The sequence below is a fragment of the Helicobacter pylori genome (assembly GCA_008032955.1).
Classification (GTDB): Bacteria; Campylobacterota; Campylobacteria; order Campylobacterales; family Helicobacteraceae; genus Helicobacter; species Helicobacter pylori_DC.
On record CP032046.1, the window covers coordinates 217,083 to 243,432 of the forward strand.

Annotated in this window: 28 protein-coding genes, 1 tRNA gene and 2 pseudogenes; 11 read left to right on the forward strand and 20 right to left on the reverse strand. The window is 38.3% G+C overall.

The genetic code is table 11. From position 1 onward, the window contains the following. Positions 1-4: 4 nt before the first annotated feature. Genes D2C72_01055 through D2C72_01065 form a run of 3 tightly spaced genes read right to left on the reverse strand, consistent with a single transcriptional unit; the run spans position 5 to position 2,035 of the window. Positions 5-847 (reverse strand): bifunctional riboflavin kinase/FAD synthetase, encoded by an 843-nt coding sequence (locus tag D2C72_01055; GenBank protein QEF43054.1) that lies wholly within the window; start codon positions 845-847, stop codon positions 5-7. Next, a complete protein-coding gene (locus D2C72_01060) occupies positions 813-1,520 on the reverse strand; it encodes a TlyA family RNA methyltransferase (protein ID QEF43055.1) in 708 nt (235 codons plus the stop codon). Before D2C72_01060 ends, D2C72_01055 begins: the two co-directional genes overlap by 35 nt. Beyond that, positions 1,520-2,035, reverse strand: coding sequence for a hypothetical protein (locus tag D2C72_01065; protein ID QEF43056.1), 516 nt, complete (start codon positions 2,033-2,035; stop codon positions 1,520-1,522). The genes D2C72_01060 and D2C72_01065 overlap by 1 nt, the downstream gene beginning before the upstream one ends. Before the next feature lie 66 nt (positions 2,036-2,101). Between D2C72_01065 and pyrB the strand changes: the two genes are divergently transcribed. The 8 genes and pseudogenes from pyrB (at position 2,102) to D2C72_01105 (ending at position 10,670) form a co-directional block, all read left to right on the forward strand. Continuing rightward, complete coding sequence (gene pyrB / locus D2C72_01070) at positions 2,102-3,025, forward strand: aspartate carbamoyltransferase (protein ID QEF43057.1); 924 nt, start codon at positions 2,102-2,104, stop codon at positions 3,023-3,025. Between the two features lie 252 nt (positions 3,026-3,277). Next, positions 3,278-4,717, forward strand: a complete 1,440-nt coding sequence (gene hofB / locus D2C72_01075; protein ID QEF43058.1) for an outer membrane beta-barrel protein HofB — start codon at positions 3,278-3,280, stop codon at positions 4,715-4,717. A gap of 90 nt (positions 4,718-4,807) precedes the next feature. Continuing rightward, positions 4,808-6,463, forward strand: a complete 1,656-nt coding sequence (locus D2C72_01080) for an ABC transporter ATP-binding protein (protein QEF43059.1) — start codon at positions 4,808-4,810, stop codon at positions 6,461-6,463. After that, positions 6,457-7,080 (forward strand): neuraminyllactose-binding hemagglutinin family protein, encoded by a 624-nt coding sequence (locus D2C72_01085; GenBank protein QEF43060.1) that lies wholly within the window; start codon positions 6,457-6,459, stop codon positions 7,078-7,080. Before D2C72_01080 ends, D2C72_01085 begins: the two co-directional genes overlap by 7 nt. 3 nt (positions 7,081-7,083) lie before the next feature. After that, positions 7,084-7,653: a restriction endonuclease gene (locus tag D2C72_01090; protein QEF43061.1), complete on the forward strand. Its 570-nt coding sequence runs from the start codon at positions 7,084-7,086 to the stop codon at positions 7,651-7,653. 132 nt (positions 7,654-7,785) lie between these two features. Beyond that, complete coding sequence (locus D2C72_01095; GenBank protein ID QEF43062.1) at positions 7,786-8,931, forward strand: AAA family ATPase; 1,146 nt, start codon at positions 7,786-7,788, stop codon at positions 8,929-8,931. Further along, positions 8,924-9,617 (forward strand): annotated as a pseudogene (locus tag D2C72_01100) (hypothetical protein). Before D2C72_01095 ends, D2C72_01100 begins: the two are co-directional and overlap by 8 nt. Before the next feature lie 57 nt (positions 9,618-9,674). Further along, positions 9,675-10,670, forward strand: coding sequence for a HoxN/HupN/NixA family nickel/cobalt transporter (locus D2C72_01105; GenBank protein QEF43063.1), 996 nt, complete (start codon positions 9,675-9,677; stop codon positions 10,668-10,670). A gap of 3 nt (positions 10,671-10,673) precedes the next feature. Here the strand turns inward: D2C72_01105 and D2C72_01110 are convergent, their stop codons facing one another. Beyond that, positions 10,674-11,189, reverse strand: a complete 516-nt coding sequence (locus tag D2C72_01110) for a hypothetical protein (protein ID QEF43064.1) — start codon at positions 11,187-11,189, stop codon at positions 10,674-10,676. A gap of 135 nt (positions 11,190-11,324) precedes the next feature. Between D2C72_01110 and D2C72_01115 the strand changes: the two genes are divergently transcribed. Together D2C72_01115 and D2C72_01120 are read left to right on the forward strand one after the other, a co-directional pair. Then, on the forward strand, positions 11,325-12,641 hold the full coding sequence (locus D2C72_01115) for a purine-nucleoside phosphorylase (protein ID QEF43065.1): 1,317 nt from the start codon (positions 11,325-11,327) through the stop codon (positions 12,639-12,641). Positions 12,642-12,709: 68 nt separating this feature from the next. Beyond that, the gene (locus D2C72_01120) at positions 12,710-12,907 is read left to right on the forward strand and encodes a hypothetical protein (protein ID QEF43066.1); all 198 of its coding nucleotides are present in this window, start codon (positions 12,710-12,712) and stop codon (positions 12,905-12,907) included. A 410-nt stretch (positions 12,908-13,317) separates the two neighbouring features. On the opposite strand, the gene D2C72_01125 is transcribed toward D2C72_01120, so the two are convergent. Genes D2C72_01125 through D2C72_01155 form a run of 7 tightly spaced genes read right to left on the reverse strand, consistent with a single transcriptional unit; the run spans position 13,318 to position 19,972 of the window. Then, on the reverse strand, positions 13,318-13,518 hold the full coding sequence (locus D2C72_01125; GenBank protein QEF43067.1) for a hypothetical protein: 201 nt from the start codon (positions 13,516-13,518) through the stop codon (positions 13,318-13,320). Further along, complete coding sequence (locus D2C72_01130; GenBank protein QEF43068.1) at positions 13,519-15,744, reverse strand: Cu(2+)-exporting ATPase; 2,226 nt, start codon at positions 15,742-15,744, stop codon at positions 13,519-13,521. It lies immediately after the preceding gene. Next, positions 15,741-16,454: a CDP-diacylglycerol--serine O-phosphatidyltransferase gene (gene pssA / locus D2C72_01135; protein QEF43069.1), complete on the reverse strand. Its 714-nt coding sequence runs from the start codon at positions 16,452-16,454 to the stop codon at positions 15,741-15,743. Before pssA ends, D2C72_01130 begins: the two co-directional genes overlap by 4 nt. Beyond that, positions 16,444-16,698 (reverse strand): hypothetical protein, encoded by a 255-nt coding sequence (locus D2C72_01140; protein ID QEF43070.1) that lies wholly within the window; start codon positions 16,696-16,698, stop codon positions 16,444-16,446. Before D2C72_01140 ends, pssA begins: the two co-directional genes overlap by 11 nt. 2 nt (positions 16,699-16,700) lie before the next feature. Continuing rightward, a complete protein-coding gene (locus D2C72_01145) occupies positions 16,701-18,599 on the reverse strand; it encodes an ATP-dependent metallopeptidase FtsH/Yme1/Tma family protein (protein ID QEF43071.1) in 1,899 nt (632 codons plus the stop codon). 8 nt (positions 18,600-18,607) lie between these two features. Beyond that, a complete protein-coding gene (locus D2C72_01150) occupies positions 18,608-19,597 on the reverse strand; it encodes a 50S ribosomal protein L11 methyltransferase (GenBank protein QEF43072.1) in 990 nt (329 codons plus the stop codon). Then, complete coding sequence (locus D2C72_01155; GenBank protein QEF43073.1) at positions 19,598-19,972, reverse strand: two-component system response regulator; 375 nt, start codon at positions 19,970-19,972, stop codon at positions 19,598-19,600. A gap of 289 nt (positions 19,973-20,261) precedes the next feature. On the opposite strand from D2C72_01155, the gene D2C72_01160 reads away from it, so the two are divergent. Next, a complete protein-coding gene (locus D2C72_01160) occupies positions 20,262-20,864 on the forward strand; it encodes an outer membrane protein (GenBank protein ID QEF43074.1) in 603 nt (200 codons plus the stop codon). 1 nt (position 20,865) lies between these two features. Here D2C72_01160 and D2C72_01165 read toward each other — a convergent pair. The 9 genes and pseudogenes from D2C72_01165 to panB form a co-directional block, all read right to left on the reverse strand. Beyond that, a tRNA-Ser gene (locus tag D2C72_01165) sits at positions 20,866-20,953 on the reverse strand. Between the two features lie 42 nt (positions 20,954-20,995). Further along, positions 20,996-21,402: pseudogene (locus D2C72_01170) on the reverse strand (hypothetical protein). Positions 21,403-21,404: 2 nt separating this feature from the next. Then, positions 21,405-21,686: a prokaryotic metallothionein family protein gene (locus D2C72_01175; GenBank protein QEF43075.1), complete on the reverse strand. Its 282-nt coding sequence runs from the start codon at positions 21,684-21,686 to the stop codon at positions 21,405-21,407. Next, positions 21,629-22,165: a 16S rRNA (guanine(527)-N(7))-methyltransferase RsmG gene (gene rsmG / locus D2C72_01180; GenBank protein QEF43076.1), complete on the reverse strand. Its 537-nt coding sequence runs from the start codon at positions 22,163-22,165 to the stop codon at positions 21,629-21,631. The genes D2C72_01175 and rsmG overlap by 58 nt, the downstream gene beginning before the upstream one ends. Further along, positions 22,162-23,199, reverse strand: coding sequence for a tRNA preQ1(34) S-adenosylmethionine ribosyltransferase-isomerase QueA (gene queA / locus D2C72_01185; GenBank protein QEF43077.1), 1,038 nt, complete (start codon positions 23,197-23,199; stop codon positions 22,162-22,164). The genes rsmG and queA overlap by 4 nt, the downstream gene beginning before the upstream one ends. After that, on the reverse strand, positions 23,200-23,922 hold the full coding sequence (gene tatC / locus D2C72_01190) for a twin-arginine translocase subunit TatC (protein QEF43078.1): 723 nt from the start codon (positions 23,920-23,922) through the stop codon (positions 23,200-23,202). Then, complete coding sequence (tatB, locus tag D2C72_01195) at positions 23,915-24,397, reverse strand: Sec-independent protein translocase subunit TatB (GenBank protein ID QEF43079.1); 483 nt, start codon at positions 24,395-24,397, stop codon at positions 23,915-23,917. The genes tatC and tatB overlap by 8 nt, the downstream gene beginning before the upstream one ends. Before the next feature lie 67 nt (positions 24,398-24,464). Next, positions 24,465-25,475 (reverse strand): Holliday junction branch migration DNA helicase RuvB, encoded by a 1,011-nt coding sequence (gene ruvB / locus D2C72_01200; GenBank protein QEF43080.1) that lies wholly within the window; start codon positions 25,473-25,475, stop codon positions 24,465-24,467. Further along, a complete protein-coding gene (gene panB / locus D2C72_01205; protein ID QEF43081.1) occupies positions 25,476-26,288 on the reverse strand; it encodes a 3-methyl-2-oxobutanoate hydroxymethyltransferase in 813 nt (270 codons plus the stop codon). Between the last annotated feature and the right edge of the window lie 62 nt (positions 26,289-26,350).

The following is a 26,350-nucleotide window of genomic DNA, read 5'->3' on the forward strand; positions in this document are numbered from 1 at the left end:
CAAATTATCTCAAAATCTCTTTGGCTCTTAAGATGTCTTGTTGGATCTGATTTTTAAGCTCTTTTAATGAATTAAAACGCATGTTGTCTCGTATTTTTTGAACCCAACGCAAAGCGATTTCTTTAGGCGGGTTTTCTATGATAGTATCAAGGACATGGCATTCTATGGCGAAATTGTGATCCGTGCTTAAGCGATTGCCTATAAAACTCACGCTTTTTTGATAAATCTGATCCTTTATTTTCACCAAACTCGCATACACCCCAAAACTAGGGAGGATAAAATCTTTGGTTTTGATATTTAAAGTAGGCACTAATTCTTTATGCCCTAAGCCTTGATCGCTAATGACTTCCCCGCACACTTCATAAGGCCTGCCTAAGAGCTTGTTAGCTAAAAGTAAGTCGCCATGACTTAGGGCTAGTTTAATCCTTTTAGAATGCACGCTGATGTTTTGGATTTTCACTTCAGGCACAATAATGGTTTTTTCAAAACGCTCTTTTAAAAATAAAGCGTCATTTTGTCTTTCATGCCCAAACCTGAAATCATAGCCCACGACTAGGCGTTCTAAATGGGGAAATTTCTTTTTTAAAAGCTCTAAAAATTCTAGGGCGTTTAATCGCGAAATCTCTTCTAAATACACAAAAAATAAAGGCATGCCCACGAGTTTAGCGCGGTATTTTAGGGGGGTTAAATAGCCTTTAGTGTAATGTTTTTTTTCTATGATTAAAAGGGCTTTGGGATCTTTTAATTCCTTAAAAAGGGCTTGATGCCCTAAATGCAAGCCATCAAATTTACCGATAGCTAGGCTTTTAATCTCAGGTTCGCTTGAAATGGATAAAAAATTCAACATTCCCGTTTTTCCCTTTCACTAAGCTTTCTTGGATCGTTAAGATTTGAAAATCCTTTGTTTCTAAATGGTTTTTAAAGTTTTCTAAAGCGTTCAAAATGGCTTCTTTATCCATCACCACCCCCTTTTTATTGCGTTTTATGGCTCTGCCCACTTCAAATTGCGGTTTGAAAAGTGCTAAAAATTCACCGCTCAAAGGCAAAATCGCTTCCAAAATACAATATAAAGAAATAAAGCTCACATCACAAAGCGCTAAATCAATTTTTTCTGGCGTTTTAAACCCTCTAATATCGCATTCTTCGTAACATTCTATGCGTTGGTCGTTTTTCAAACTTTCATCTAATTGCATTTTCCCCACATCCACGCAAAGCACCTTTTTAGCCCCTTTTAAAAGAGCCACTTGACTAAAGCCCCCCTTACTCGCTCCCACATCTAAAACGACCTTTTCTTTAAAATCTATAAAGTGATCTTCTAAAAAAGCCCCTAATTTTTCCCCAGCCCTGCTAACGAATAGATTGGTAGCGATGAGTTCAATTTGATCACTCTCTTTAACGATAAAAGAGGGTTTAGAAACCACTGTTTTATTGACTAAAACCTGTTTTTTTAAAACCAACGCTTTAGCCTTTTCTCTGCTATTTGCTAAATGCTGGTTGAATAGGGCGTAATCTAGGCGCATTAAAATTGAGGCAAGGGGACTTGGTAAGCGAAATTAAAAACAATCTTGCCTAAACTATAGGCATCAAGCTCTAGTTTGGCTTCTTGCACCGCTAAATAATCCAATTTGTCAAAAGCGATCAAAAAGGCTCGGCTCCACCGGTTCGTGGTTTCTAAAATGCCATCAAATTCGTCTTTTGTGATTTCTCGCACCCATAAAGGCTCTGAGCCTGTAGGTTTTGTGCCAAAAAGTTCATAAGAGATATAACCATCATCTATCCAGTCGTTATTTTGCGTGAAAATCTCCACTAAAAAATACTCATGGTCATAGTAAGTGCCGCTATCCACATCGTTTAAATGCGTAGCGATAGCCGTGATGATAGGCACATTATCTTGGGTGATTTCGCCTTTCCTGCTGGCTTGGATCTTTTTTTCTAAAACTAAGTCTAGCGTGTAAGTGTCTTCATTAAAATTGCTCACACACCCCAAACAAAAGAATAAAAACACCAGAAGTATTGAGAGATTTTTCAAGCCCATTCCTTGCTAAAACCCATGCCATTTTTAGCTAAAATAAAACCGATATTATAACTAAAAGGGGGTTTTATGCCAAAAAAATGCCGACACTTGCTCCAAACCAGCGATTTAAGCTTGGATGAAATCAAGCTTTTATTAAACAAAGCGAGCGTTTATGCGAACGATTTTAACGCCGTGTCTTTAGAGACAAGAGAAAAAATGCACAATAAAATCATCGTGGCGTTATTTTTTGAAAATTCCACCAGAACGGTGTCTAGTTTTGAAATCGCAAGCTTGAGATTGGGGGCAAAAATAGTGAAATTAAACATGCAAACGAGCTCCACTTCAAAGGGTGAAACTCTAACAGACACTTTCAAAAATATCCATGCCATGCAGCCTGACGCTATCATCACACGGCATGCTTTTTCAAGCGCGCCTTTTAAATTAGCCGAATTTTCACAATGCCCCTTGATTAACGCAGGAAGCGGCACAAGCGCTCACCCTACCCAAGCGTTATTAGATTTGCTCACCCTTTATCAGCATTTTGGCAGTTTAGAAAATCTAAAAGGGAAAAAAATCGCTTTTATAGGCGATGTGAAAAATTCCAGAGTGGCTAATAGTAACATTAAATTGCTCCAAAGGCTAGGGCTTGAGATCATGCTGTGCGCTCCAAGCTCCATGCTCCCCAGCACTCCTTTAAAAACGACGCACAATATTGAAGAAGCGATAGGATTTGCAGACATTTTAATGAGCTTGAGGACTCAAACCGAACGGCACAACGCGCCCATTTTTGCGAGCTTGAAAGATTACGGCAACGCTTATTGCATCACCCAACAACGCCTAGAGGCTCATGCTAAAAATAAAGAGATCATTATTTTGCACCCAGGCCCAGTGCATAGGGATATTGATATAGAAAGCGCGGTGTTAGAAGATGAGCGATCTAAAGTCTTAGAGCAAGTCAAAAATGGCGTGGCAATGCGCATGGCGGTGTTGGAGTTTTTGCTATTAGATTGATTGTCAAACTTAAAAATGCTTTTTGGCATTTTTTTAAAAAATGGGTTTGGTTGTAAAACGGTGCAAAAATCCCAATTTGATTAAATTTTGATTTAATTTCTCTCATTTTATGATGAAACTAAAAAAATTTCGTTATAATTTAAAATAGTTGAGTTAATTAAAAGTAAATAAATAGTTTGATTATGCTTCTTTGTTTTTAGATCGGTTAAGAATTGTAGTCTTTAAGATGTATTGGTTATTAAAAGGAAAAAAATGAAAAATAGCACGCTTTTAAAGAATCAAGTTTTTTGTGGGTTATATGTTTTAAGTTTAAGCGCTTCTTTGCAAGCGTTTGATTATAAAATTGAAGTTTTAGCGGAGTCCTTTTCTAAAGTTGGCTTTAATAAGAAAAAGATTGACATAGCTAGGGGGATCTATCCTACAGAGACTTTTGTAACCGCTGTAGGGCAGGGCAATATTTATGCGGATTTTTTATCCAAAAGCCTTAAAGATCAAGGGCATGTTTTAGAGGGAAAAGTCGGCGGCACAATCGGTGGGATCGCTTATGACAGCACGAAATTCAATCAAGGCGGATCGGTTATTTATAACTACATCGGTTATTGGGATGGCTATTTAGGGGGTAAAAGAGCCTTGCTTGATGGCACGAGTATCCATGAATGCGCGCTTGGTTCTGATGGCAAGGTGATTGATTCTATAGCATGCGGGAACGCTAGGGCTAATAAAATCCGCCGTAATTACTTGATGAATAACGCTTTTTTAGAATACCGCTATAAGGATATTTTTACGGCTAAAGGAGGGCGTTATCAATCCAATGCTCCTTATATGAGCTCTTATACGCAAGGCTTTGAAATCAGCGCTAAAGTTAAGGATAAAAATGAGGGGAGTCATAAACTATGGTGGTTTAGCTCATGGGGTAGGGCGTTCGCTTATGGGCAATGGATTTATGATTTTTACTCTCCAAGAACCGTGATTAAAAACGGGCGCACTTTGAATTATGGTATCCATTTAGTGAATTACACTTATGAAAGGAAAGGGGTTAGCGTTAGCCCTTTTTTCCAATTTTCCCCTGGGACTTATTATAGCCCTGGGGTGGCTATAGGCTATGATAGTAACCCTAATTTTGATGGCGTGGGCTTTAGATCCGAAACAAAAGCTTATATTTTACTCCCTGTCCATGCCCCCTTAAGAAGGGATACTTATCGTTACGCTGTGAAAGCTGGCACTGCTGGGCAAAGCTTGCTCATTAGGCAACGATTTGATTACAATGAATTTAATTTTGGAGGAGCGTTTTATAAAGTGTGGAAAAACGCAAACGCTTACATCGGCACGACAGGAAACCCTTTAGGCATTGATTTTTGGACCAATAGCGTTTATGATATAGGGCAAGCCTTAAGCCATGTGGTAACCGCTGATGTCGTCTCTGGTTGGGTTTTTGGTGGGGGCGTGCATAAAAAGTGGCTGTGGGGGACTTTATGGCGTTGGACTAGCGGCACTTTAGCCAATGAAGCGAGTGCGGCTGTTAATGTGGGCTATAAGATCAGTAAGAGTTTGACAGCGAGCGTGAAATTAGAATATTTGGGCGTGATGACGCATGCAGGCTTTACGGTAGGGAGTTACAGACCCACGCCCGGCTCTAAAGTGCTTTATTCAGACAGGAGTCATTTGATGACAACCCTTAGCGCTAAATTCTAACCAATCGCTTTAAGCTGTTTATTAAAGCGTTAAAAATCCCTTAATAAAAACACTATAATACAAGTTTAATCAAATCCAAAGGTTAAGCATTTGAAACTCTTTTTCAAGCGTTATTCTAAATACCTTAAAGAGCATTATAAAAGTTTTATAGTGGTTTTATTTTCTTCTTTAGTGGTGGCTTTAAGCACGGCTTGGGGGACTTATTTAGTCAAGCCCACTTTAGATGAAATTTTTATCAATAAAGACACTCACATGCTCAAAATCCTGCCTTTTTTAGTGATTTTAGCGTATTTGGGCAAGAGTGGGGGCATGTATTTAGGCACTTATTTCACTAACTTTATTGGGCTTGATATTGTCAAAAAAATACGCAACACCATGTTAGAAAGCCTTCTCAAAATGGAAATGGATTTTTTTAACAGGACTAAAAAGGGCGAATTGATCGCAAGGATCACTAATGATATAGGTTTGATCAGAGCGAGTTTGTCCAATTACCTTTCAGAGAGCCTAAGAGAAGGGCTAACGATTGTCGGGTTAGTGGGGGTGGTGATCTATCAAAGCCCTAAATTAGCGTTAGTGGGGCTAGTGATCATGCCACTAGCCGCTATTCCTATCAGTAAAATCATTCGTAAGGTTAAAAAACTCGCTAAATCCCACCAAGAGAGCAACGCCAAAATCACCGCTCGTTTGAGTGAAGTTTTTAACAACGTGGAAGCGATTAAAATCTCTAATGGCGAAAAATTAGAGCATAAGGCTTTTGTGAAAGAAAATGAAGCGTTTTTTAAAATCGGTATCAAAAACATCGCCGTGGCTGAAATTTCTTCGCCTTTAATGGAGTTTTTAGGCTCTATCGCTATAGCGTTAGTGATCTATTTAGGGGGGAATGAAGTCATTAGGGGCCATATTAGCGTGGGGGCGTTTTTTTCTTTCATCACGGCCCTTTTTATGCTCTATACGCCGATCAAACGCCTAACTAGGATTGTTTCTAATTTTCAAGAAGCCTTAGTCGCTAGCGACAGGATCCATGAGATTTTAGAAAGAGAGCCGGCTATTGTTGATGGGGAATTGACGCTAGATGATTCTATACACACCATAGAATTTAAAAAGGTATGGCTCGCTTATGCGCTAGACAATCAAGAGCGTTATGTTTTAAGCGATATTAGTTTGAAATTCCAACAAAATGAAATCATCGCTTTAAAGGGCGAAAGCGGGAGCGGTAAAAGCTCATTAGTGAATCTGATTTTACGCCTTTATGAGCCAAGCCAAGGCGAAATTTTCATCAATGATCAAAAAATAGAAAGCATCACTCAAAAATCCTTAAGAGAAAAGATTAGCGTTGTCACTCAAAGGGTGTTTATTTTTAATGGGAGCGTGGCTGAAAATGTGGCGTATGGTTTAGAAATTGATGAGGTAAAAATCAAAGAATGCCTAAAAAAAGCTCAAGCCTTAGATTTTGTGGAAAAAATGCCTCATGGGATAGAGAGCGTTTTAGATGAATTTGGCGCTAATCTTAGCGGCGGCCAACGCCAAAGAATCGCCATTGCAAGAGCTTTGTATAAAGACGCTCAAGTTTTAATCTTTGATGAAGCCACTTCCGCTTTAGACAATCACACAGAAGAGAGCGTTAAGCAAAGCATTTTAGAATTGAAACAAAACCGCTTGATCATTCTCATCTCGCACAACCCAAGCACGCTTAAATTAGCCACTAAGCATGTGAAATTAGAGCATGGGCGTTTGATAGAATGCTAAGGGTTTTAAGCGTTGGTATTGCTTTTATTTTACTAGGGTGTCAGTTTTTCAACAAAACGACTCTCCATTTAAAATATAAAGATTACCCCAAAAACAGCCCTTTAAAAACCGCTTCCACTTTAAACCCCCCTAAAATCTTTTTTAACGCTCATTTTGTGCCACCCTTTTACCAAAAAGAATTTAAAAAAGCACTCACCCAACAAATCGCTTATTTTTTAAAAGATAAAAGCGCTCTCACTTTCAATGTTTCAGGCAATGTTTTTTTTTCTTTTGAAGAGAGTCCTAAGGATTTAAAAGCCATTAAAGAAAGGCTTAAAAAGACGATTGAGCCTAACGCTGACCCAAAAGCCGTCATGCGTTTTTTAAACCTTCAAGCGAGTTTGATTTTAGAATGCGTCCCGCAAACCGCTTGCCCGTTTGACACCCTTTTAATCCCCACCGCTTTCAGCGTGCCTGTTTATTACGCTAATCGTTTGGGCGATAACCCCTCTCTTTTTCCCCAAGAAGACAAATCCTATCATAACGCTTTAATCAAAGCCCTTAATAAGGCTTACTATTCTCTTATGGAGGGTTTAGAAAAGCGTTTGAACGCTATAGAAAATGCGGCATGGCTTTAGGGCATGAAAAAGGTTTTATTTTTTATTTTTGTCATTTTGTTTTCGGTAGGGATTTATTTAATTTGGCATGTTTTGTTGGAAAAAGCCCTAGAATTGAAGTTGGTTACTTCAGCTAATGATTTGCTTTTAAAATTGTTGGCAATTCTTGGCGTTTTTTCCATGTTAGTGTTATTTCAAGGCGTTATTTCTTCGTATAAGAAGCGCCAACTCAAACGCATTTTGCAAAAAATAGACGCCATGAACGGCTTTGAATTTGAAGAATATTCCAAAATCTTTTTCACTTCAAAGGGTTTTGAAGTTACAATCACGCAAAAAAGCGGCGATTATGGAGCGGATTTGATTATAGAAAAAGACGGCATCAAGTGGGCGGTTCAGGCCAAACGCTACTCGCATAAAGTTTCGCCCAAAGCCATTCAGGAGGTGGTCTCTTCTAAAGCTTACTACGCTTGCGAAAAAGCTTGCGTGATCACCAACAGCTACTTCACACAGGCCGCTCAAAAACTGGCTCAAGCTAACGGAGTGCTTTTGATTGATAGAGACGAATGGATCAAATTTTTGGGTGGGAAAAACTAATCCAAGCAAGATAATTTATATAATGCTTTTATTTTTATGATTTCTTATTTATTTCCTATTAAATTTTTTCGTAATTGCATGCGTTATAATATGAAAATTTAGCATCAATTTTTGTTTGGATAAAGGGGTTCAATGATTCAGTCTGTTCGCATTAAAAACTTTAAGAATTTTAAGAACACTCAAATTGATGGTTTTACCAAACTTAATATTATCACCGGCCAAAACAATGCGGGCAAATCCAATTTGTTAGAAGCATTGTATTGTTTGGTGGGAAAATCCATGCACCCATGCACTAATGTATTAGAAATTTATGACAATATACGCAAAGAGCCTTTAACATCAGAATCAAAAAGCTTAATGTTTTATGGTTTAGACACTGAGAAAAAAATACAAATCACCACAACTTTAGACAACAATCAAACCTTAGACTTACAAATAAAATTCATAGCCAATGAAAAACAAAAGGTAATAGAGTCGCAAATAATACCCACAGCAGAACAAACTCAAATGCCCTCTCAGCTTAATTTCACTCTTAAGAAAAACAATAAAGAAATCTATAACGATCATTTAAATATTACTAAAACTTATAATTTCCTACCAATTCCTAATCAGTCAGGCTACAACAGGCAATTTAAGAATTTTGAGCCTAATCAATTGCAAAAACTTTTACCCTTTGAAAGCGCTACCATAATACCTAGCGATGTTGCTTACAGGCAAGTTCATATGATTCAAGCGGTGAGTAAAATTTGCAGTAACAACCAATTAGAAGAAGAATTAAATAAACATCTTAATCAATTTGATAACAATATCCAATCTATTAGCTTTAATACCAACAACCAACTCAAATTAAAAGTGAAAGGTATAAAAGAAAAAGTCCCATTATCTGTATTTGGCGATGGTTTGAAGAAATATTTGCATATTGTAAGCGCTTTTATGGCTGATAACGCAAAAACGATTTATATTGATGAAGTGGAGAATGGCTTACACTTTTCTCGCATGAAATTATTATTAAGGTGTGTTATTGATTTTATCAACGACAACAAAGATGGTAATTTGCAAGTGTTTATGACTACCCACAGCCAAGAATTTATAGAAATCTTAGATCAAGTTATCAGAGAAAAGGATTTTGCGCATCAAACTAAGTTGTTTTGCTTGGAACAATACGATGATTTAATCGTTGCAGAGCCTTATTATGGAGAAAATTTATCTCTTTATTTCAAGAATAGCACCAATCTTTTTGGAGGTAAAGAAAGGTTTAAAGAAAATAACTATGAGTAAAAAGACACTCATTTATACAGAAGGAAAAAGTGATAAAAATTTTCTAAGTTGGTGTCTTAATGTTTGGGAATATCAAGCTCATTTTGATATATTCCATGTAGAAGGTAAAAATAACTTATTCTCAGATGGATTGTGTAAGGATATTAAGAGTATTTTAAATAATGAATACCACAGATATAAACAAGTGTACATTATTTGTGATGCAGACATAAAAGAAGAGAACCAAGAAAGCGATGCAGGTTTTGATAACAAGCTTAAGCATATTCGTAAAGAATTCAAAGAAAAAGAGATTGATTTTCCAAAAGAACAAATCTTTTTATTCCCTAACAATCAAGATGATGGTGATTTAGAAACCCTATTATTAGAAATTGCTAGACACGATGAATTTCTTAAATGCTTTGAAAGATACTTAGAATGTATTAAAAATAAAGAACATTATAAACCGATTAAAGACATTAAGAAAAAATATGCTGTATGCCTATTTAGAAGCGCTTGGATTAGAGAATTTGACCAAGACCAATATAGATGTTTTTGATAGTAAGGGTAAAATAAAGGAAAAACACAAAGAAGAATATGAAAAACTAAAAGAAGCGATTGATTTTAACTCAAATTCTCTCATTCCCCTTAAAAATTTTCTAGGGCAATTCGCAGAAAATAATCAAAAAACAAATCCTAAGATTTTCTAATTTAACAAAATATATTACAATTATCTAAAAAATATTATTTTTACAAAAAGGCGCGTTGTGAAATTGTGGTTTCCTTATTTTTTAGCGATTGTGTTCTTGCATGCATTGGGTTTAGCACTGCTCTTTATGGCTAATAACGCTTCGTTTTATGCAGCGGCGTCTATGGCTTACATGCTAGGGGCAAAGCATGCCTTTGATGCGGATCACATCGCTTGCATAGACAACACCATTAGAAAGCTCACCCAACAAGGCAAAAACGCCTATGGTGTGGGGTTTTACTTTTCTATGGGGCATTCAAGCGTGGTGATTTTAATGACTATTATCAGCGCGTTTGCGATCGCTTGGGCTAAAGAGCATACGCCGATGCTAGAAGAAATAGGGGGGGTAGTGGGGACTTTAGTTTCTGGGCTTTTTCTGCTCATTATAGGGCTATTGAATGCGATTATTTTAATAGATCTATTAAAAATCTTCAAAAAATCACACTCTAATGAAAGCTTGAGCCGGCAACAAAACGAAGAAATTGAACGGCTTTTAACGAGTAGGGGCTTACTCAACCGCTTTTTTAAGCCTTTGTTTAATTTCGTCTCCAAGTCGTGGCATATTTATCCTGTGGGTTTTCTTTTTGGGCTAGGCTTTGATACCGCTAGTGAAATCGCGCTTTTGGCCCTCTCTAGCAGCGCGATTAAAGTGAGTGTGGTGGGCATGCTCTCTTTACCCATTCTTTTTGCTGCTGGCATGAGTTTGTTTGACACTTTAGATGGGGCGTTCATGCTCAAGGCGTATGATTGGGCGTTCAAAACCCCTTTAAGGAAAATCTACTACAACATCTCCATCACCGCCTTGAGCGTGTTTATCGCGCTTTTTATCGGGTTGATTGAGCTTTTTCAAGTTATTAGCGAGAAACTCCATTTAAAATTTGAAAACCGCCTTTTAAATACTTTACAAGGCTTGGAATTTACAGACTTGGGCTATTACTTGGTGGGCTTATTCGTAATAGCGTTTTTAGGCTCATTCTTTTTATGGAAAATCAAATTTTCTAAATTAGAGGGCTAGATTTTAAGTCCTCAAGTTATCGCTCAACAAATCTTTAGGGCTTTTATTTGAAAAACTTGGCATGAAAGCTTTAGGGTTTGAAAGGCTTTCACTCAAATAACCTAATAATTCCTTAATTTCGTTTAATTTTTCTTCCAAATAAGCTTGAAATCCGCCCACATTTTCCAATAAATTCAAAGGATTATCCACAATAATGGAAAAAACTTCATCATGGATTGCAATGTTGAGCTGGGTGTCAAACAAAGGGGAGGCTAAAAACTGGCAATTTTCTACGATTTCTCGCAATTCTTGTTTAATGATAGAAGCTTGTAAAGCGTCTTTATCTTCTAAACCCATGCTCTTATTGAAAAGCTTTTTGCAAGCGATTTGCAAGACTTGTAACGCTCCAACGCTCTCGTTTGTATTTTTCATGTCCCTACTGAATTTAGCGATTTGTTGGGATTTTTCTATCGCATTGGTTGTAAAATTGCTTGTTTCAACATCGCCCAAATGCTTTTGAAGAGTTTTTAAAATATCCATAAAAAACCTTTTAAATAGAATTGATCATTCACAAGCATTTTTCGTTCCTTTTTTATGGAAACTTTAAAAAACACCCTTAAAAAGGTTTTTAGGTATAATTAGCGATCTTTTAGTTTTAAATAGTAGAGAGATTGGATGAAAAAAATATGGCTTTTGGTGTGGGGTTTGTATTCTTGGGTGTTTTTGCATGCGATAGAAACGATAGAAAAAGCCCCTACAAATGTAGAGGATAGGGACAAAGCCCCCCATTTGTTGCTTTTAGCAGGGATTCAAGGCGATGAGCCTGGGGGGTTTAATGCAACTAATTTGTTTTTAATGCACTATAGCGTTTTAAAAGGCTTGGTTGAAGTGGTTCCGGTATTGAATAAGCCTTCCATGTTAAGAAATCATAGGGGCTTGTATGGGGATATGAACCGCAAATTTGCCGCTTTAGACAAGAATGACCCTGAATACCCCACTATCCAAGAAATCAAATCCTTGATTGCAAAACCCAATATAGACGCCGTCTTGCACTTGCATGATGGTGGTGGGTATTATCGCCCTGTTTATGTTGATGCGATGCTCAATCCCAAGCGTTGGGGGAATTGCTTTATCATTGATCAAGATGAAGTTAAGGGGGCGAAATTCCCTGATTTGCTTTCTTTTGCAAACAATACGATTGAGAGCATCAACGCCCATTTATTGCACCCCATTGAGAAGTATCATTTAAAAAACACGCACACCGCGCAAGGCGATACAGAAATGCAAAAAGCCCTAACTTTTTATGCGATCAATCAAAAAAAGAGCGCTTTTGCCAATGAAGCCAGCAAAGAACTCCCTTTAGCATCAAGGGTGTTCTACCATTTGCAAGCCATTGAGGGCTTACTCAATCAGCTCAATATCCCTTTTAAGCGCGATTTTGAGCTTAACCCTAACAGCGTGCATGCCCTAATCAATGATAAAAACTTATGGGCAAAAATCAGCTCTCTGCCTAAAATGCCCCTTTTTAACTTGCACCCTAAACTCAACCATTTCCCTTTACCTAATAACACTAAAATCCCGCAAATCCCTATAGAGAGCAACGCTTACATTGTGGGGTTAGTCAAAAATAAGCAAGAAGTGTTTTTAAAATACGGCAACAAGCTCATGACACGATTATCGCCCTTTTATATAGAGTTTGATCATTCTTTAGAAGAAGTGAAAATGCAAATTGACAATAAGGATCAAATGGTTAAAATAGGGAGCGTGGTTGAAGTGAAAGAGAGTTTTTATATCCATGCTATGGACAATATCCGTGCGAATGTGATTGGCTTTAGCGTTTCTAATGAGAGTAAGCCTAATGAAGCGGGCTATACGATTAGATTTAAAGATTTTCAAAAACGCTTTTCACTGGACAAGCAAGAAAGGATCTATCGCATAGAATTTTACAAAAACAACGCATTTAGCGGGATGATTCTAGTGAAATTTGTGTAGGAATGGATAAATCTTACCAAAATTTAAGGCAACGCCTAATATAAGATAACTGCCAATAAAGGATAGTCATGCTAGACATTAGAAATCTTTATTTATCATTACCTAACTTAACAGAGAGGCTAAGCAAAATAAGCAATAGACTCTACACCATGCATTCATCTTGTTCTTTTTCAGCAAGGGAATATCGTGTTTTAGAAATAATGCATGAGATAATCCAAAAGGGTCCAAAAGGGTATGGATGGCTTAATACAGCGACTAGACAATGACTTAAAAGATAATCACTCTCGTATTCTTGTCCCTATTGGATGCATAAGGGGCTTAAGTCTCGTTGACAATAAAAAAACCTGATGGAGCTATGCATGTTGTTTGTTAAAATCTGTGAACTTATTCGCTCATCATTCAAAAGCCATTTATCTCGCGACTCCCTTTCTTTGATTGGTGGTGTAATCAGCGGTTTGAACAAGCAGATCCGTATGTATAAAAAATTGGAGTAAGAAAAGGGGAAAATACGATAATTTTCTCTCTTATTGTTATGATAAATCACCATTGAAGGGCGTAAAAACACCCAAACAAAGCATTAAAAGACAACAACCCTTTTGAACGTTGCGGTCTCTAGCTTATTTTATATCAAACCATCTTTATCATTACCCCACTACTTCTATATCACATACCTTTATTATATTACTTCTTGCCCCGCATCTAGTAAGGCTTCCTTAATCAAATCCTGTGTCGCTGGGGCGTCAAATTCTACAACCACGCTCTTTTTTTCCACGCTCGCATCAATAAAGCTCACGCCTTCAATTTCGCCCACAAATTTTTCAATCTTATCCACGCAATGGCTGCAAGTAATGCTTGGCACTTGAAAAGTAACTTTCATTCAATGATCCTTAATTTTAAAATTCCTTAGCCTTTGGGAGTTTAAAACCACACTCACAGAGCTTAAGCTCATCGCTAAACCCGCAATCGCCGGGCTTAACATGATATTAGCCTTATAGAAAACCCCACAAGCTAAAGGGATAAACACGCTATTATAACAAAAAGCCCAAAACAAATTTTCTTTGATATTTTTAATGGTCGCCTGGCTTAATCGGATCGCACTATAAACCGATTTGATGTCGTTATTAAAGCTCACAATATCCGCTGCTTGCACGCTCACATCGCTCCCCTTAGCCATCACCACCGCCACATCGCTCATAGCAAGGCTAGGAGCGTCATTCAAGCCATCGCCCACCATCATAACGATCTGCCCTTTTTCCTTAAGCTCTTTGATCTTGTTGAGCTTGTCTTGTGGTTTAGCGTTACTGATATAACCATCAATCCCTAATTCAAGCGCGCATTTTTGGACATTCTCCCTATTGTCTCCGCTCAAAAGAAAAGTGTTAATGCCTAAATTTTTGATTTGAGCGATATGCTCTTTCACGCCTTTTTTGGGCAAATCCTCTAAAACAAACGCCCCTAAAAGCTCGTCTTCTTTTTCATTGATCGCTCTACCCACAAACACTAAAATCCCGTTTTCTTGAATTTCTAGCGTGTTAATAGGGTTAAAAAATTCGCTGTTGCCCACTTTGATGATTTCTTTAACGCCTTGATAATCTACTTTAGCGCTAATGCCAAAACCCGTTTTCACTTTAATTTCGCTTATTTCTTTTAAGGGGGCGTCATGCTCTTTTGCGTATTCTACAATCCCCTTAGCAATGACATGCTCGCTGCTCTTTTCAATGCTGTTTGCTAAACTTAATAATTCTAATAATTCTATGTTAGAATGAACGCTTTTAACGACAGGCTTGCCGTTAGTGAGCGTGCCGGTTTTATCAAAAACGATCGTATTGACTAGCCTTGCTTTTTCTAAACTTTTAGCGTCTTTAAAAAATAATCCTAAAGAACTCGCTTTTTGGTTCGCCACTAAAATACTCATAGGCGTAGCCAACCCTAAAGCGCAAGGGCAAGAAATCACTAAAACCGATACAAACACTTCTAAAGCGGTGCCAAAATTCCACCAAAAATCAGGCTTAGGTGCGATGATGAGCCACACCACAAACGCTAAAATAGCGATAGCGATCACGCTTGGCACAAACACGCTTGAAACCTTATCCGCTAAGCGAGAAATCTCTGCTTTTGAGCTTTGAGCGTTATGGATCATTTCTATAATTTGAGACAAGGTGCTGTTTTTGTTGTTTTGCGTGGCTTTCATTAAAAAACTCGTGTTACTATTGAGCGTCCCTGAAAAGACTTTATCGCCGACTTTTTTATAAACCGGCAACGCTTCGCCGCTTAACATGCTCTCATCTAATTCCCCTTCGCCTTCTATGATTTCGCCATCTACTGCAATCGCGCTTCCAGGGAGGACTTTTAGAATATCCCCCACCACAATGCTATCCACTAAAACCTCAATCTGTTGGTTGTTTTGCATTTTAAGGGCGGTTTTTGGGGCGTTTTTCATCAAGGCTTGCATAGCGTCTAAGGCTTTGTCTTTAGAAACATTTTCAATGCGTTTGCCCACCATCACAAACGTTAAAATCACGCACACGCTTTCAAAATAATAATGCCCATAAGACCACTGATTCGTATAAACGAAATACAATTGCCACAGGTTTGAAGCTAAAGTAGCGCTTGTGCCTATGGCGATAAGGCTACTCATGTTAGGTTGTCTGTGCCATAAGGCTTTAAACCCTTGAATGTAAAAATCCCTCCCCCAATGCATGACAATGAGCGTGCCTATAAGCTGTAAGCAAGCGTTTAAAAAATTACTATGGTTGTTAATCGTAAGCAAGCTTTCAGGTAAAAGGCTAGGACTAAGCATTGCCCCCATAGAAAGATACACCACAAAAAGCGTGAAAATAACCGCCAACGCTAATTTAACATTAGGGCTAAAAAATTCTTTTTTTTCTTCCGCTAGAGTTTTTTTAGGGCTATAACCCAGTTTTTCAATGAGTTTAAAAATTTCGTCTAAATTGGTTTCATTTTCGTTAAATTCAATGTTAGCGCTCTTATTTAAAAGGCTCACTTCTATTTTTTTCACAAAACTTTTACGTCCTAAAGAGCGTTCAATCCCGCTAGAACACGCCGTGCAAGTCATTCCCTCTATGTAAAAAGATTCTTTCATGCACTTTTATTTTTATTAAAAATAATTTTTACCATTAAAAAGAGCCACCGAATGATGCCATAAATCAAATACAACCCCATAAACACGCTTAAAGCTTCTAAAGGGCGCACAAACACTAACGATAAAAAAATCAACACTAAGATGAAAAGCTTGAGATTCCATTTGACTTTTTTAAAATTAGGGTAGCGGATATTGCTCACCATAAGCACCCCCAATAAGACAATAAAGCTTAAAAATAACTTTTCGGTATTGCCTTCTAAAAAATGGTATTTGTTATCTAATAACACACAAAGCACCACCAATACCGCCGCAGCAGGAATGGGGATACCGATGAAAGAATAGGGGTCGCTTGTGTTGGTGCTGATATTGAATCGCGCTAATCGTATCGCTCCAAAAATCACAAACAACGCGCTCACTGCCATGCCTATGCGCCCAAAGTTATACCCCACATAAAAGTAAGTGATTAAGCTCGGAGCCACTCCAAAAGCGATTACATCAGCTAGGGAGTCAAATTCAATACCAAACTTGCTGGTGGTGTTGGTAAGCCTTGCGACACGCCCATCAAGCCCGTCTAAAATAAGACTCGCTACCACTAACCAGCACGCCATGACAAATTGATAACTGGAAGCGTAAAAAATACTCATCATGCCCAAAAAAATACTGCTAGCGGTGAAAAGATTAGGGAAAAGATAGAGAGGGTTAATAGGCATTAGAAATTCTTTTTAACTTGGCTTTTAGAATGGGAATAAAAACGATTTTAAAGTCCATTATGGGAATAAAAATCTCACAAGCGTTAAAAAACTTACAAGGAAAGAGCGTTAGATCAAACGCTCTATAACGCTGTTTAAAAGCATGAGTTTTAAGAAAACAAAACCTAAAAAAAGGCTTTAAGCAAACAGAATGTTTATAATAGGGCTTTAAACCCTTATCAAAAATCTGTTTGCAAGATCGCACTTTTAACTCGCTTGCTCTTCTAAAGGGATCAAACGGCTTTCTAAATTGTTGGTGGCTTCGTATTCGCTGATGATTTCACGCACCCTTTCGCCTGTAATGACTTCTTTGTCAAACAATTCTTTGACCATGATTTCAATCGCCTCTTTATAGTCGCTTAAGGTTTGTTTGACATGCTCATAGCGCTCTTCTAGCAAGTTTTTAATGAAAAGATCCATTTCTTCTGCAGTTTTTTCGCTAAATTCCCTACTGCTCCCATAACCGCCTCCTAAAAAGGCGTTCCGTTGCTTTTCTAACACCATAAGCCCGCTGACACTGCTCATGCCGTAGTAACTCACCATGCCTTTAATAATATCAGTCGCTCTTTCTAAATCGTTGCTCGCACCGGTAGAAATTTCTTCCAAAAAGACTTCTTCAGCCGCTCTCCCGCCTAAAAGCACATCAATTTCAGCGATGAGTTCATGCTTTTGCATCAAGTATTTGTTTTCCTCAGGCGTGTTAAGGGTGTAACCTAAAGCCGCCATGCCCCTTGGAATGATAGAAACTTTATTCACCCTAGCACTCCCTTTAGTCATTTCAGAAATCACGGCATGCCCGCTTTCATGGTAGGCGACGATTTTCTTTTCTTTGGGACTGATGCGCCTGCTTTTCTTTTCTAGCCCAGCAATCCCTCTTTCAACCGCTTCTTTTAAATGCTGTTGCTTGACTTCTTTTTGGTTGTTTCGTCCCGCTAAAAGCGCGGCTTCATTGATGATATTCGCTAAATCCGCTCCTGCAAGCCCTGCGGTGAGTTTGGCGACTTCTTGCAAATTCACATCATTAGCGAGTTTCACGCCTTTAATATGCACTTTTAAGATTTCTACCCTGCCATTAAAATCAGGCTTATCCACTAAAACCTGCCTGTCAAAGCGCCCTGGACGCATTAAAGCCGGATCCAAGATTTCAGGGCGGTTCGTTGCGGCTAAGACAATCACAGGCGCGTTTTCGCTCCCAAAACCATCCATTTCGGCTAAGAGCTGGTTTAGGGTTTGCTCTCTTTCATCATTCCCACTTATCATGCCTCCAGCCGCTCTGCTCTTGCCTATGGCATCAATTTCATCAATAAAAATGATGCTAGGGGCTTGTTTTTTAGCGGTTTCAAACAAATCCCTAACCCTGCTTGCCCCTAAGCCCACAAACATTTCAATGAAACTGCTCCCTCCCATAGAGAAAAACGGCACATGCGCTTCGCCGGCCACCGCTTTTGCTAAAAGGGTTTTACCCGTTCCTGGAGGCCCTACTAACAGCACGCCTTTAGGGATTTTAGCCCCTAAATTGGCGTATCGTTCGGGGTATTTTAAGAAATCTACGATTTCTACCACCTCTTCTTTGGCTTCTTCATTGCCTGCCATGTCATTAAAACGCACATTGGGTTTTTCAGCGTTAATGAGTTTTTTCGCGCTCCCCATGCCAAAAATACCCCCACCCATATTTTTTTGCATGCGGTTTGCCATAAACATCCATAGCCCTAAAATCACTAAAATAGGCATGAGCCACCCTAACATGTCCGTAAAAAAGTTAGACTCGCTAAAACCAGAATAATTGATTTTTTTCTCGTCTAACAAAGGCACTAAGGTCAAATCAGGCACTCGTTTAGCGATATAGATCACACGATTGTTGCCCTCTTTATGGCTGGCTTTGATCAAAGTTTGACCGATGCTCACATTTTCCACTTCATTATTGCTGATGAGCTGTTTGATCTCATGGTAGCTCACATTTTTAGTGCTAGAAGCTAAGAAATTGTCCGAAAAACTGCCATCAGAATTGAAAGAACGCAGAAAAAAAATGAGTAAAATCCCTCCAAGAACCGCAAGGATAATGGGACTTTGAAAAAAAGGTTTTTTAGGTTCGTTCGTTGGTTTCATTATAATCCTTAATTTATTGGTTGTTTTTTAAGCAATTTTAGAGCGACCCATTCGTTACGCTGCCGCTGTTCTAAAACCTCAAATCCATTATAATAGATCTGTAAAACAGAGTTTAAATGGGTTTCTAAAATCCCTGATAAAATAAGAGTGTGGTTACAAAGCCGCACAAATTCACTATACAAACTCTTAATCACATCAGCGACAAGGTTCGCCACAATAATATCAAAACGCCCTTCAATTTTTTGCGTAGAGCCATGAATGACTTTATCTTGTGCTAATAGGGGTATTTGATTCAAGCTAAAATTTTTTAGGGTTTCTTCAACGGCTAAACTATCCGTATCGCAAGCGATCAATGCGCTAACGCCTTGTTTTTTTAAGGCGATGCTTAAAATCCCGCTCCCACAGCCCACATCTAAAGCGTTTTTGCGTTTTAAATCAAGGTTAGAGAGCAATTCCAAACACATAGAAGTGCTTTCATGATGGCCTGATCCAAAGGCAAGAGCCGGATCAATCATTATGCTATCATCTGTAGCGACATGGCTTGGTTTTTGATGCCAGCTAGGGTGTATGTAAAATTTGGCGCATTGCACCGGTAAAACAGCTTGTTTGTAGGCTTCCAGCCAGTCTTTTGAAGCCAGATTGCGTGAAAGGTAGAAAAAATCAAACTCGCTTTGCAAGCTTTGCTTTAAGTTCAAACAAAACGCTTCTAACGCCGGAAAAAGCGAATCGCTCAAATTTTTTTCAGAGCGTAAAATAACGAAATTTTTGAGGTGTGGGGGTTTTTCTTTTAAATTTTCTTTTAGGGGGTTATGAGTGGCGAAATAACGCCAATTGGATTGGCTTATAAAGTCAATGGTTTCTTCATCATCAAACGCTTTTAAATTTTCTAAGCTTGATTCTTCTAAGGCTAGGTGCGTGGTGTCTAAAAGAAAGCCCTCAAAAAGCTCTCGCTCCTTAGGGAAGATAAAGAAAAACTCATAATACATTGGCTTTAACACTCAATCGTTTGTCCCTAAAACAACCTCTAATTTTTCTTTCAAAACTTGGGGGGTAAAAGGTTTCACAATGTAGTTATTCACGCCCGCTTTTAAAGCCGTAATGACCTCAGCTTTACCGCCCTCTGTGGTGATCATAATGATAGGGATTTCTTTAAATCGGCTGTCCGCACGCACCTTTTTAACGAGATCCAACCCGTTCATTTCAGGCATGTTCCAATCTGTAATAAGCACCTTAGTGTCCGCATTAGCGTCCAATTTTTCCCAAGCTTCCACCCCATGCTCAGCTTCTAAAACATCTTCATAGCCTAAGCGTGAAAGTGTATTTTTAATAATTCTTCTCATAGTTGAGCTATCATCTACTACCAGTAGTTTCAAAGCGCTTCTCCTTTTAAGATTGCATTCAAATTAGATTCTTTTAAACAGCCAAAGCGTCTCTAACGCCTTATAATAATAAATCATTCCAAATAATAGCATGTTTTGATTAAAATTACCTTGACCGACAATAATCATTGGCTAAATGGAGCGTTCAATGAGCGTTCTTATTTGTAAAAAAATTTAGTTTGTTTGCTATGATAATCGTTTAAAAGTAATAAAATAACTCTTTGAGTGCGATAAAGGGTCATTGGATGGTTTGAAAAAAGAAAGACAAGGATTTTGCAAGTAAGTGTATTATTTAAGAATTTTAATACTGAGTATAAGTTTTTTAAATATTTTAAATGCTGAAAATTTGAGTTATATGTCTTCTTCTTATCAAATAGGCACGGTGTTTATGCGCCCTTTAAACACCAACAAGCTTTTACAAGGGGCTTCAATCCTTCAAGGCTATGAAGTGAATCCTAAAAACGATTGGGCTTATTCTAGGTATTATTTCTTTATAGATTATGGTAATGTGCTTTTTAATAATGACTCTACTTTGCAAGCGAACATGTTCACTTATGGGGTGGGAGGGGATTTTATGGTCGCCTACGCTAAAAACCCTATCAACCGCTGGGCTTTTTTCTTTGGCTTGCAACTGGCCGCTAACACATGGATACTCAACAATAAAGTCAAAGATTTGGTGGTGAATACTTGGGATTCATTAAAAGATTTCAATTTTCACAACACTTATTTCAGGGCTATCGGTAAATTTGGGGTGCAGTTTCGCACGATCGTTTTGTATCATAAGGTGGATGTGGAAATTGGCATGAAAATCTTTTTAACCCCTGAAAGGCGCAGCTTGTTTGAAAGGAGCTTTTTGTTTTTTATTTCGCATTCGTGGCATTTTTAAATGGCGGAGAGAGAGGGATTCGAACCCTCGAAGGCTTGCACCTTACACGCGTTCCAGGCGTGCTCCTTCAACCACTCGGACATCTCCCCTTAAAAAGGGCTTATTATAACTAAGATTTGTTTAAAAAGGGCTTATTTTAAAAGGAGTGAATCTTTAGAAATCACGCCATCTATTTGATTTTTAGCGCAAATTTCCCACGACTCTGTATCGTTTAAATCCATAGAAAACAAGATTTTGCTATCTAACAAGTAATTAGTGGCGTGTTGTTGGGCGAGTATGACTTGCTTAATATCCTTAAAAATACAATAGAGCGGTTTGAAAGCGTTGAATAAAAAAAGGTGTCCGTCTCTATCTTGTGCGATAAAAAGATCACGCTAAAATGGACGCTATTTTCACAGCAATATTGGGCTAATTCCAAATTTTTTGGGTTTGCTTCAAAACACACTATATCGTTATTGGCACTGGAATGAATAGCATCGGTGTTTTTAATGAAAACAAAACGAGCGCTAGGGATTAAAGGGTGTCCTAAAATAAGCATATTTACCTCTTATCCTTCAAACAGGTTTCACTGCAATAGGCTACCGCTCCGCTGTAAATAGCGTCTTTGCTAGAGACATAGGTTTGGCATTTAGAGCATACAATCATGTGATCTTCTAATTCTTTGGGGGTTTGTTGCGTGTAAGAGTGGTTGTCTTTGTGGGGTTTTTGCCTTAAAAACAAACGCCATAAAACCCACACGATAATGAGTAGGGGGATTAAAATTCTTAACATAAACTTTCCTTTGATTTGTAAAAATAAACACGCTTTTGATGCATAAAGCATTCAGTGTCTTTACAAGCGATTTCATTCTTTAACTGCTCGCCTTTATAGAATAAAAAATACCCCTTATCTTTTAGGAAGCGTTGGCTTTTTTCTATCAAAAAAGAAGAGCTAGCGACCGCTCTAGAAGTGATTAAATCCACTTGTAAAAGATTTTGATAATCTTCTAAACGCTTTTTAATGATTTCAATATTTTTTAAAGGCAAAACGCTTTTAAGGTAATTTAAAAAAGCCGCTCTTTTTATTCTTGGCTCTAAAAGAATGAATTGTGTTTCCGGTTTTTCAAGGGCTAAAGGGATAGCAGGAAGTCCCGCCCCGCTCCCAATATCCAAGCAGCTTTTAAAATCTTTGACAAATTCTAAGGGCTTTAGAGCGTCTGTGATCTGGGGTTCTAACTCGCTTAAATTTTTCGCGCCGCTCAAATTGTGCGTTTGATTCCATTCTAAAAGGATGCGTGCATAATCTTGCAATAAGGGGTTCATAAAATCAGCATCCCATCGCCATAGGAATAAAAACGATACTTCTTTTCTATGGCTATTTTGTAGATTTCTTTGGTTTTTTCTAAGCCTATCATCGCGCTCACAAGCATTAAAAGGCTAGATTTAGGCAAATGGAAATTAGTGAGCAAATGATTAACATACTGAATAGGGTTAGCAAGATGCAAGAATATGTCGCATTCAAACGATTCTTGATTAGGGTTTTTTAAGCGTTTGAAGTATTCCACGCTCCTTAAAGCGGTCGTGCCGATGCATAAAATCTCTTGGGATTCTTGCAAAATTTCTTGGCTCTTTTTAGGAATATGCAAAACTTCTGTATGGATTTGATGCTCTCTAATATCCTTAGTTTCTACGCCAAGAAAAGTCCCAGCCCCCACATGCAAGGTTAAAAAAGCGTGCTTGAAATCTTTCAATAATTTTTCTAAGCCGTGTTGAGAAAAATGCAATGACGCTGTAGGGGCAGCCACCGCGCCAATGTGTTTAGCGAACACGCTCTGGTATTCATGCGCATCCAAACTTTCATCCGCTCTTTTAATATAAGGGGGTAAGGGCATATGCCCGTATTGCTCTAAAAGCTTTAAGATATTTTCTTGATTTAAGGGGGTTTGATTGTCATAAAAAGCGATCAAGCGTTGGCCGTTATGGAGTAATTCCAAAACTTCAGCGTAATAATTTTCATCAAAAAAGATCTTATCCCCCACTTTGATCTTACCCTTGATTTGAGTTAGGGCGGTATTACCTTTAAAAAAGCGGTGGAAAAACACTTCGGTCGTTTTTGATGGCAAAAAGGCATGTTTAGATCCAAAAAGCCTAGCTTTCATCACTTTAGTGTCGTTCAACACAATAAGGGCGTTTTTAGGGAAAAAGTCTAAAACATGCTCAAAAGTGGTGTGCGTGATTTTTTGCGAACGCCTTTCATAGACGAGTAATTTAGCCTTTTCCTTGGGCAAAACGGGGTAGTTTGCGATCAATTCCTTAGGCAAACAATAATCATAGCTTTCTAAATCAAATTCTCTCAACTAATTCTCTTTGGTGTCATTTTCGTTATCTTTAGGAGCCGGATTGACCATTTTGGCAATCAAAATAGAAAGCCCATAAAGCCCCACTAAGGGCAACGCCATAAAGATTTGACTCACCACATCAGGGGGAGTGATAATGGCTGCTACAATAAAAATCACTATAATAGCGTATTTAAAATACGCTTTCAAGCTCGCATCGGTAATCAAGCCCACTTTAGCCAAAAAATACGCCAAAACAGGCAATTCAAACGCCACGCCAAAGCCTAAAATCAAGCGCGTGAAAAAGCTCACATAACTAGAAGCAGAAATATTAGCCGCAAACACATCGCTCCCAAAAGTGGCTAAGTATTCAATGATGAAGGGAAACACCACATAATAAGAAAACGCCGCCCCAATTAAAAACATGCCGCTCCCAAAAAACACAAAAGGCAAAATCACTTTTTTTTCATTCTTGTAAAGCCCTGGAGCGATAAAGAGCCATAATTGCCAAAAAATAATGGGCATGGAAATGACGATAGCGGCTGAAAAACTGATTTTAACCGCTACCATGACCCCTTCAATAGGGGAGAGCTGAATGAGCGTGCCTTTATAAGAATTTTTAACGAATTCAAAAATACTTTTCCAAAAATGAAAGCACCCCAAAAACGCCACTAGAATCGTCCCTACAGAAACCATCAAACGCTTTCTTAATTCCTGTAAATGCGGTTTTAAATCTTCAAACATGCTCTTTTTCTTTGTCGTGTTCTTTGGTGTTGTTATCGGTTGCTAATTTGACTTCTTTAGGAGATTCATCGCTTGAAACTTCTTTATTTAGGGCTTCTTCATTGGAGACTTTTTCGTTTAAATGGTTAGGGGTTGTGTTGGTTTCTAAACTGCGTTGATAATCTTGCATCAAGTCCTGAATGCTTTTAATCTCATTTTCTGCAGTTATTTTAGCGTCTTCTAATTCTTCAATCTTAACGCCTTTAAGACTCTCCACTTTGTTTTCAAAGAGTTTTTGATACTCTAGGGTTTCTTTTTTGATTTCTTCAATATTGATTTCTTTATCTAAAGTGTCCTTAGCGTCATTGAGCGTTTTTTTAACCGCACGAAAAAACTTCACTATATCCACGACAGCTTGGGGGAATTTTTCTGGCCCTAAAAAAATAATCGCTACAACCAACACCACAAGGATTTCAAAAAAGCCCATGCCAAACATAATGATCTACTTTCACACCCTTTAAAATTTTATCGTTATTGTAGTGTAATTTTCTTTCTAAACAAGATTAAAATAAAGTTTGAGACTTTAAAGTGGGGATTTTTAAAAGCGCATGGGTTTTAGGCGTGGCGATCCTGCCTTTAGCGGTGCGCTCTAAATAACCATTAGCGAGTAAAAAAGGCTCAATCACATCTTCAATCGTGCCTTCATCTTCTCTCATAGATGCTGCAATCGTGTTCAAACCCACCGGTCGTCCTTGAGCGTTAGCCAACAAAGATAAATACGCCAAATCCGCTTCATCAAAGCCTAATTCATTCACGCCCAATTCATTCAAAGCATGCAAAGTGATGTTTAAATCCATCAAGCTTGAATTTTTAACGAGTGCAAAATCGCGCACCCTTTTTAAAAGCCTTAAAGCGATCCTTGGCGTACCTCTACTCCTTTTAGCGATTTCATCAGCGCTTTCTTCTTTGATGTCTTGGTTGAGTTTAACGGCGGCTTTTTTAATGATAAGGGCCAGTTCGCTAGGGCTATAAAATTGCATTCTAAAACTCATGCCAAATCTGTCTCTTAAGGGGTTAGAGAGCATTCCAGCTCTAGTGGTAGCACCAATAAGGGTGAAAGGGGGTAAATCAATTTTAATGGTTTGAGCGGCCGGGCCTGAGCCTATGATAATATCCAGCCTGAAATCTTCCATAGCCGGGTATAAAACCTCTTCAATCGCCGGGCTAAGCCGGTGGATTTCATCAATAAAAAGAATGTCTTTAGCTTGCAAGTTAGTCAAAATGGCGGCTAAATCACCGCTTTTTTCTATCATGGGAGCGGCCGTGATTTTGATATTGGTTTCCATTTCTTTAGCGATGATATGGCTGATTGAAGTTTTACCCAAACCGGGCGGGCCAAAAAAGAGCATGTGATCCAAACTCTCTTGGCGTTTTTTAGCCGCGCAAATAGAAATTTGCAAGTTGCTTTTAATCTTTTCTTGACCGATAAAATCTTCCCAAAGATTGGGGCGCAAACTCACTTCTTGAGAAGTTTCAAAATCCAAAGTTTCTAAATTGACTATCCGTTCTTTCATTTAATGATAACTTTCTAATTCGTTAGGGAAGTTTCCCTTTTTCACATCATCAGCGTATTGTTTGATAGCGTTTTGAATCAATTCTTTCCCCTTAAGGTATTCTCGCACGAATTTAGGCTTAAAGCTATCAAAAAAGCCTAACATATCGCTCCACACTAAAATCTGCCCGTCGCAATCCTTGCCGCTCCCTATGCCGATTGTGGGGATTTTGATTGTTTGCGTGATTTTCTGAGCGATAGGGGTGGTTATACCCTCTAAAACCAACAAACCTACCCCGGCTTCTTCTAAACTCAAGGCGTCTTCTAAAAGCTTTTTTTGTTGCTCTTCATTTTTGCCCTTAATCTTATAGCCTCCATCAAGACGCACGAATTGGGGCATCAAGCCAATATGCCCTACCACAATAATACCCTCATTAGTGAGCGTTTTAACCAGTTTCGCTTTTTCTTTTCCCCCCTCTAGTTTGATCGCGCTCGCTTGGGTTTCTTTATAAACTCTAATGGCGTTTTTTAGGGCTGTTTTTTCATCTTTATAGCTTCCAAAGGGCATGTCTGTGATGATAAAAGGAGTCTTAGCGCCTGCGCACACGGCTTTGGTGTGATAGAGCATCATTCCCACACTTGCGCTTAAAGTGTCGTTTTGATTGAAAAAACTCATATTCAAACTATCGCCCACTAAAATCACATCCACTAGCGGATCAAATATTTGAGCGAATAGTGCATCATAAGCGGTAATGGCGATGATTTTTTCTTGATTTTTTTTAGCTTGGAGGTGGTTGAGAGTGATTTTTTTAATTGGGGCGGTTTGCATGCTCATTAAAAATCCTAAGTGTTGAATATAGTGGCATTGTAGCATGACTTTATTGGGGTGGGTAAAAA

Excerpts from the sequence above, each read along its gene's own strand:
- D2C72_01055 (QEF43054.1), bottom strand. The coding sequence starts at position 847 with ATGTTGAATTTTTTATCCATTTCAAGCGAACCTGAGATTAAAAGCCTA.
- D2C72_01060 (QEF43055.1), bottom strand. The coding sequence starts at position 1,520 with ATGCGCCTAGATTACGCCCTATTCAACCAGCATTTAGCAAATAGCAGA.
- D2C72_01065 (QEF43056.1), bottom strand. The coding sequence starts at position 2,035 with ATGGGCTTGAAAAATCTCTCAATACTTCTGGTGTTTTTATTCTTTTGT.
- pyrB (QEF43057.1), top strand. The coding sequence starts at position 2,102 with ATGCCAAAAAAATGCCGACACTTGCTCCAAACCAGCGATTTAAGCTTG.
- hofB (QEF43058.1), top strand. The coding sequence starts at position 3,278 with ATGAAAAATAGCACGCTTTTAAAGAATCAAGTTTTTTGTGGGTTATAT.
- D2C72_01085 (QEF43060.1), top strand. The coding sequence starts at position 6,457 with ATGCTAAGGGTTTTAAGCGTTGGTATTGCTTTTATTTTACTAGGGTGT.
- D2C72_01090 (QEF43061.1), top strand. The coding sequence starts at position 7,084 with ATGAAAAAGGTTTTATTTTTTATTTTTGTCATTTTGTTTTCGGTAGGG.
- D2C72_01095 (QEF43062.1), top strand. The coding sequence starts at position 7,786 with ATGATTCAGTCTGTTCGCATTAAAAACTTTAAGAATTTTAAGAACACT.
- D2C72_01110 (QEF43064.1), bottom strand. The coding sequence starts at position 11,189 with ATGGATATTTTAAAAACTCTTCAAAAGCATTTGGGCGATGTTGAAACA.
- D2C72_01115 (QEF43065.1), top strand. The coding sequence starts at position 11,325 with ATGAAAAAAATATGGCTTTTGGTGTGGGGTTTGTATTCTTGGGTGTTT.
- D2C72_01120 (QEF43066.1), top strand. The coding sequence starts at position 12,710 with ATGCTAGACATTAGAAATCTTTATTTATCATTACCTAACTTAACAGAG.
- D2C72_01125 (QEF43067.1), bottom strand. The coding sequence starts at position 13,518 with ATGAAAGTTACTTTTCAAGTGCCAAGCATTACTTGCAGCCATTGCGTG.
- D2C72_01130 (QEF43068.1), bottom strand. The coding sequence starts at position 15,744 with ATGAAAGAATCTTTTTACATAGAGGGAATGACTTGCACGGCGTGTTCT.
- pssA (QEF43069.1), bottom strand. The coding sequence starts at position 16,454 with ATGCCTATTAACCCTCTCTATCTTTTCCCTAATCTTTTCACCGCTAGC.
- D2C72_01145 (QEF43071.1), bottom strand. The coding sequence starts at position 18,599 with ATGAAACCAACGAACGAACCTAAAAAACCTTTTTTTCAAAGTCCCATT.
- D2C72_01175 (QEF43075.1), bottom strand. The coding sequence starts at position 21,686 with ATGCTTTATGCATCAAAAGCGTGTTTATTTTTACAAATCAAAGGAAAG.
- rsmG (QEF43076.1), bottom strand. The coding sequence starts at position 22,165 with ATGAACCCCTTATTGCAAGATTATGCACGCATCCTTTTAGAATGGAAT.
- tatC (QEF43078.1), bottom strand. The coding sequence starts at position 23,922 with ATGTTTGAAGATTTAAAACCGCATTTACAGGAATTAAGAAAGCGTTTG.
- tatB (QEF43079.1), bottom strand. The coding sequence starts at position 24,397 with ATGTTTGGCATGGGCTTTTTTGAAATCCTTGTGGTGTTGGTTGTAGCG.
- ruvB (QEF43080.1), bottom strand. The coding sequence starts at position 25,475 with ATGAAAGAACGGATAGTCAATTTAGAAACTTTGGATTTTGAAACTTCT.
- panB (QEF43081.1), bottom strand. The coding sequence starts at position 26,288 with ATGAGCATGCAAACCGCCCCAATTAAAAAAATCACTCTCAACCACCTC.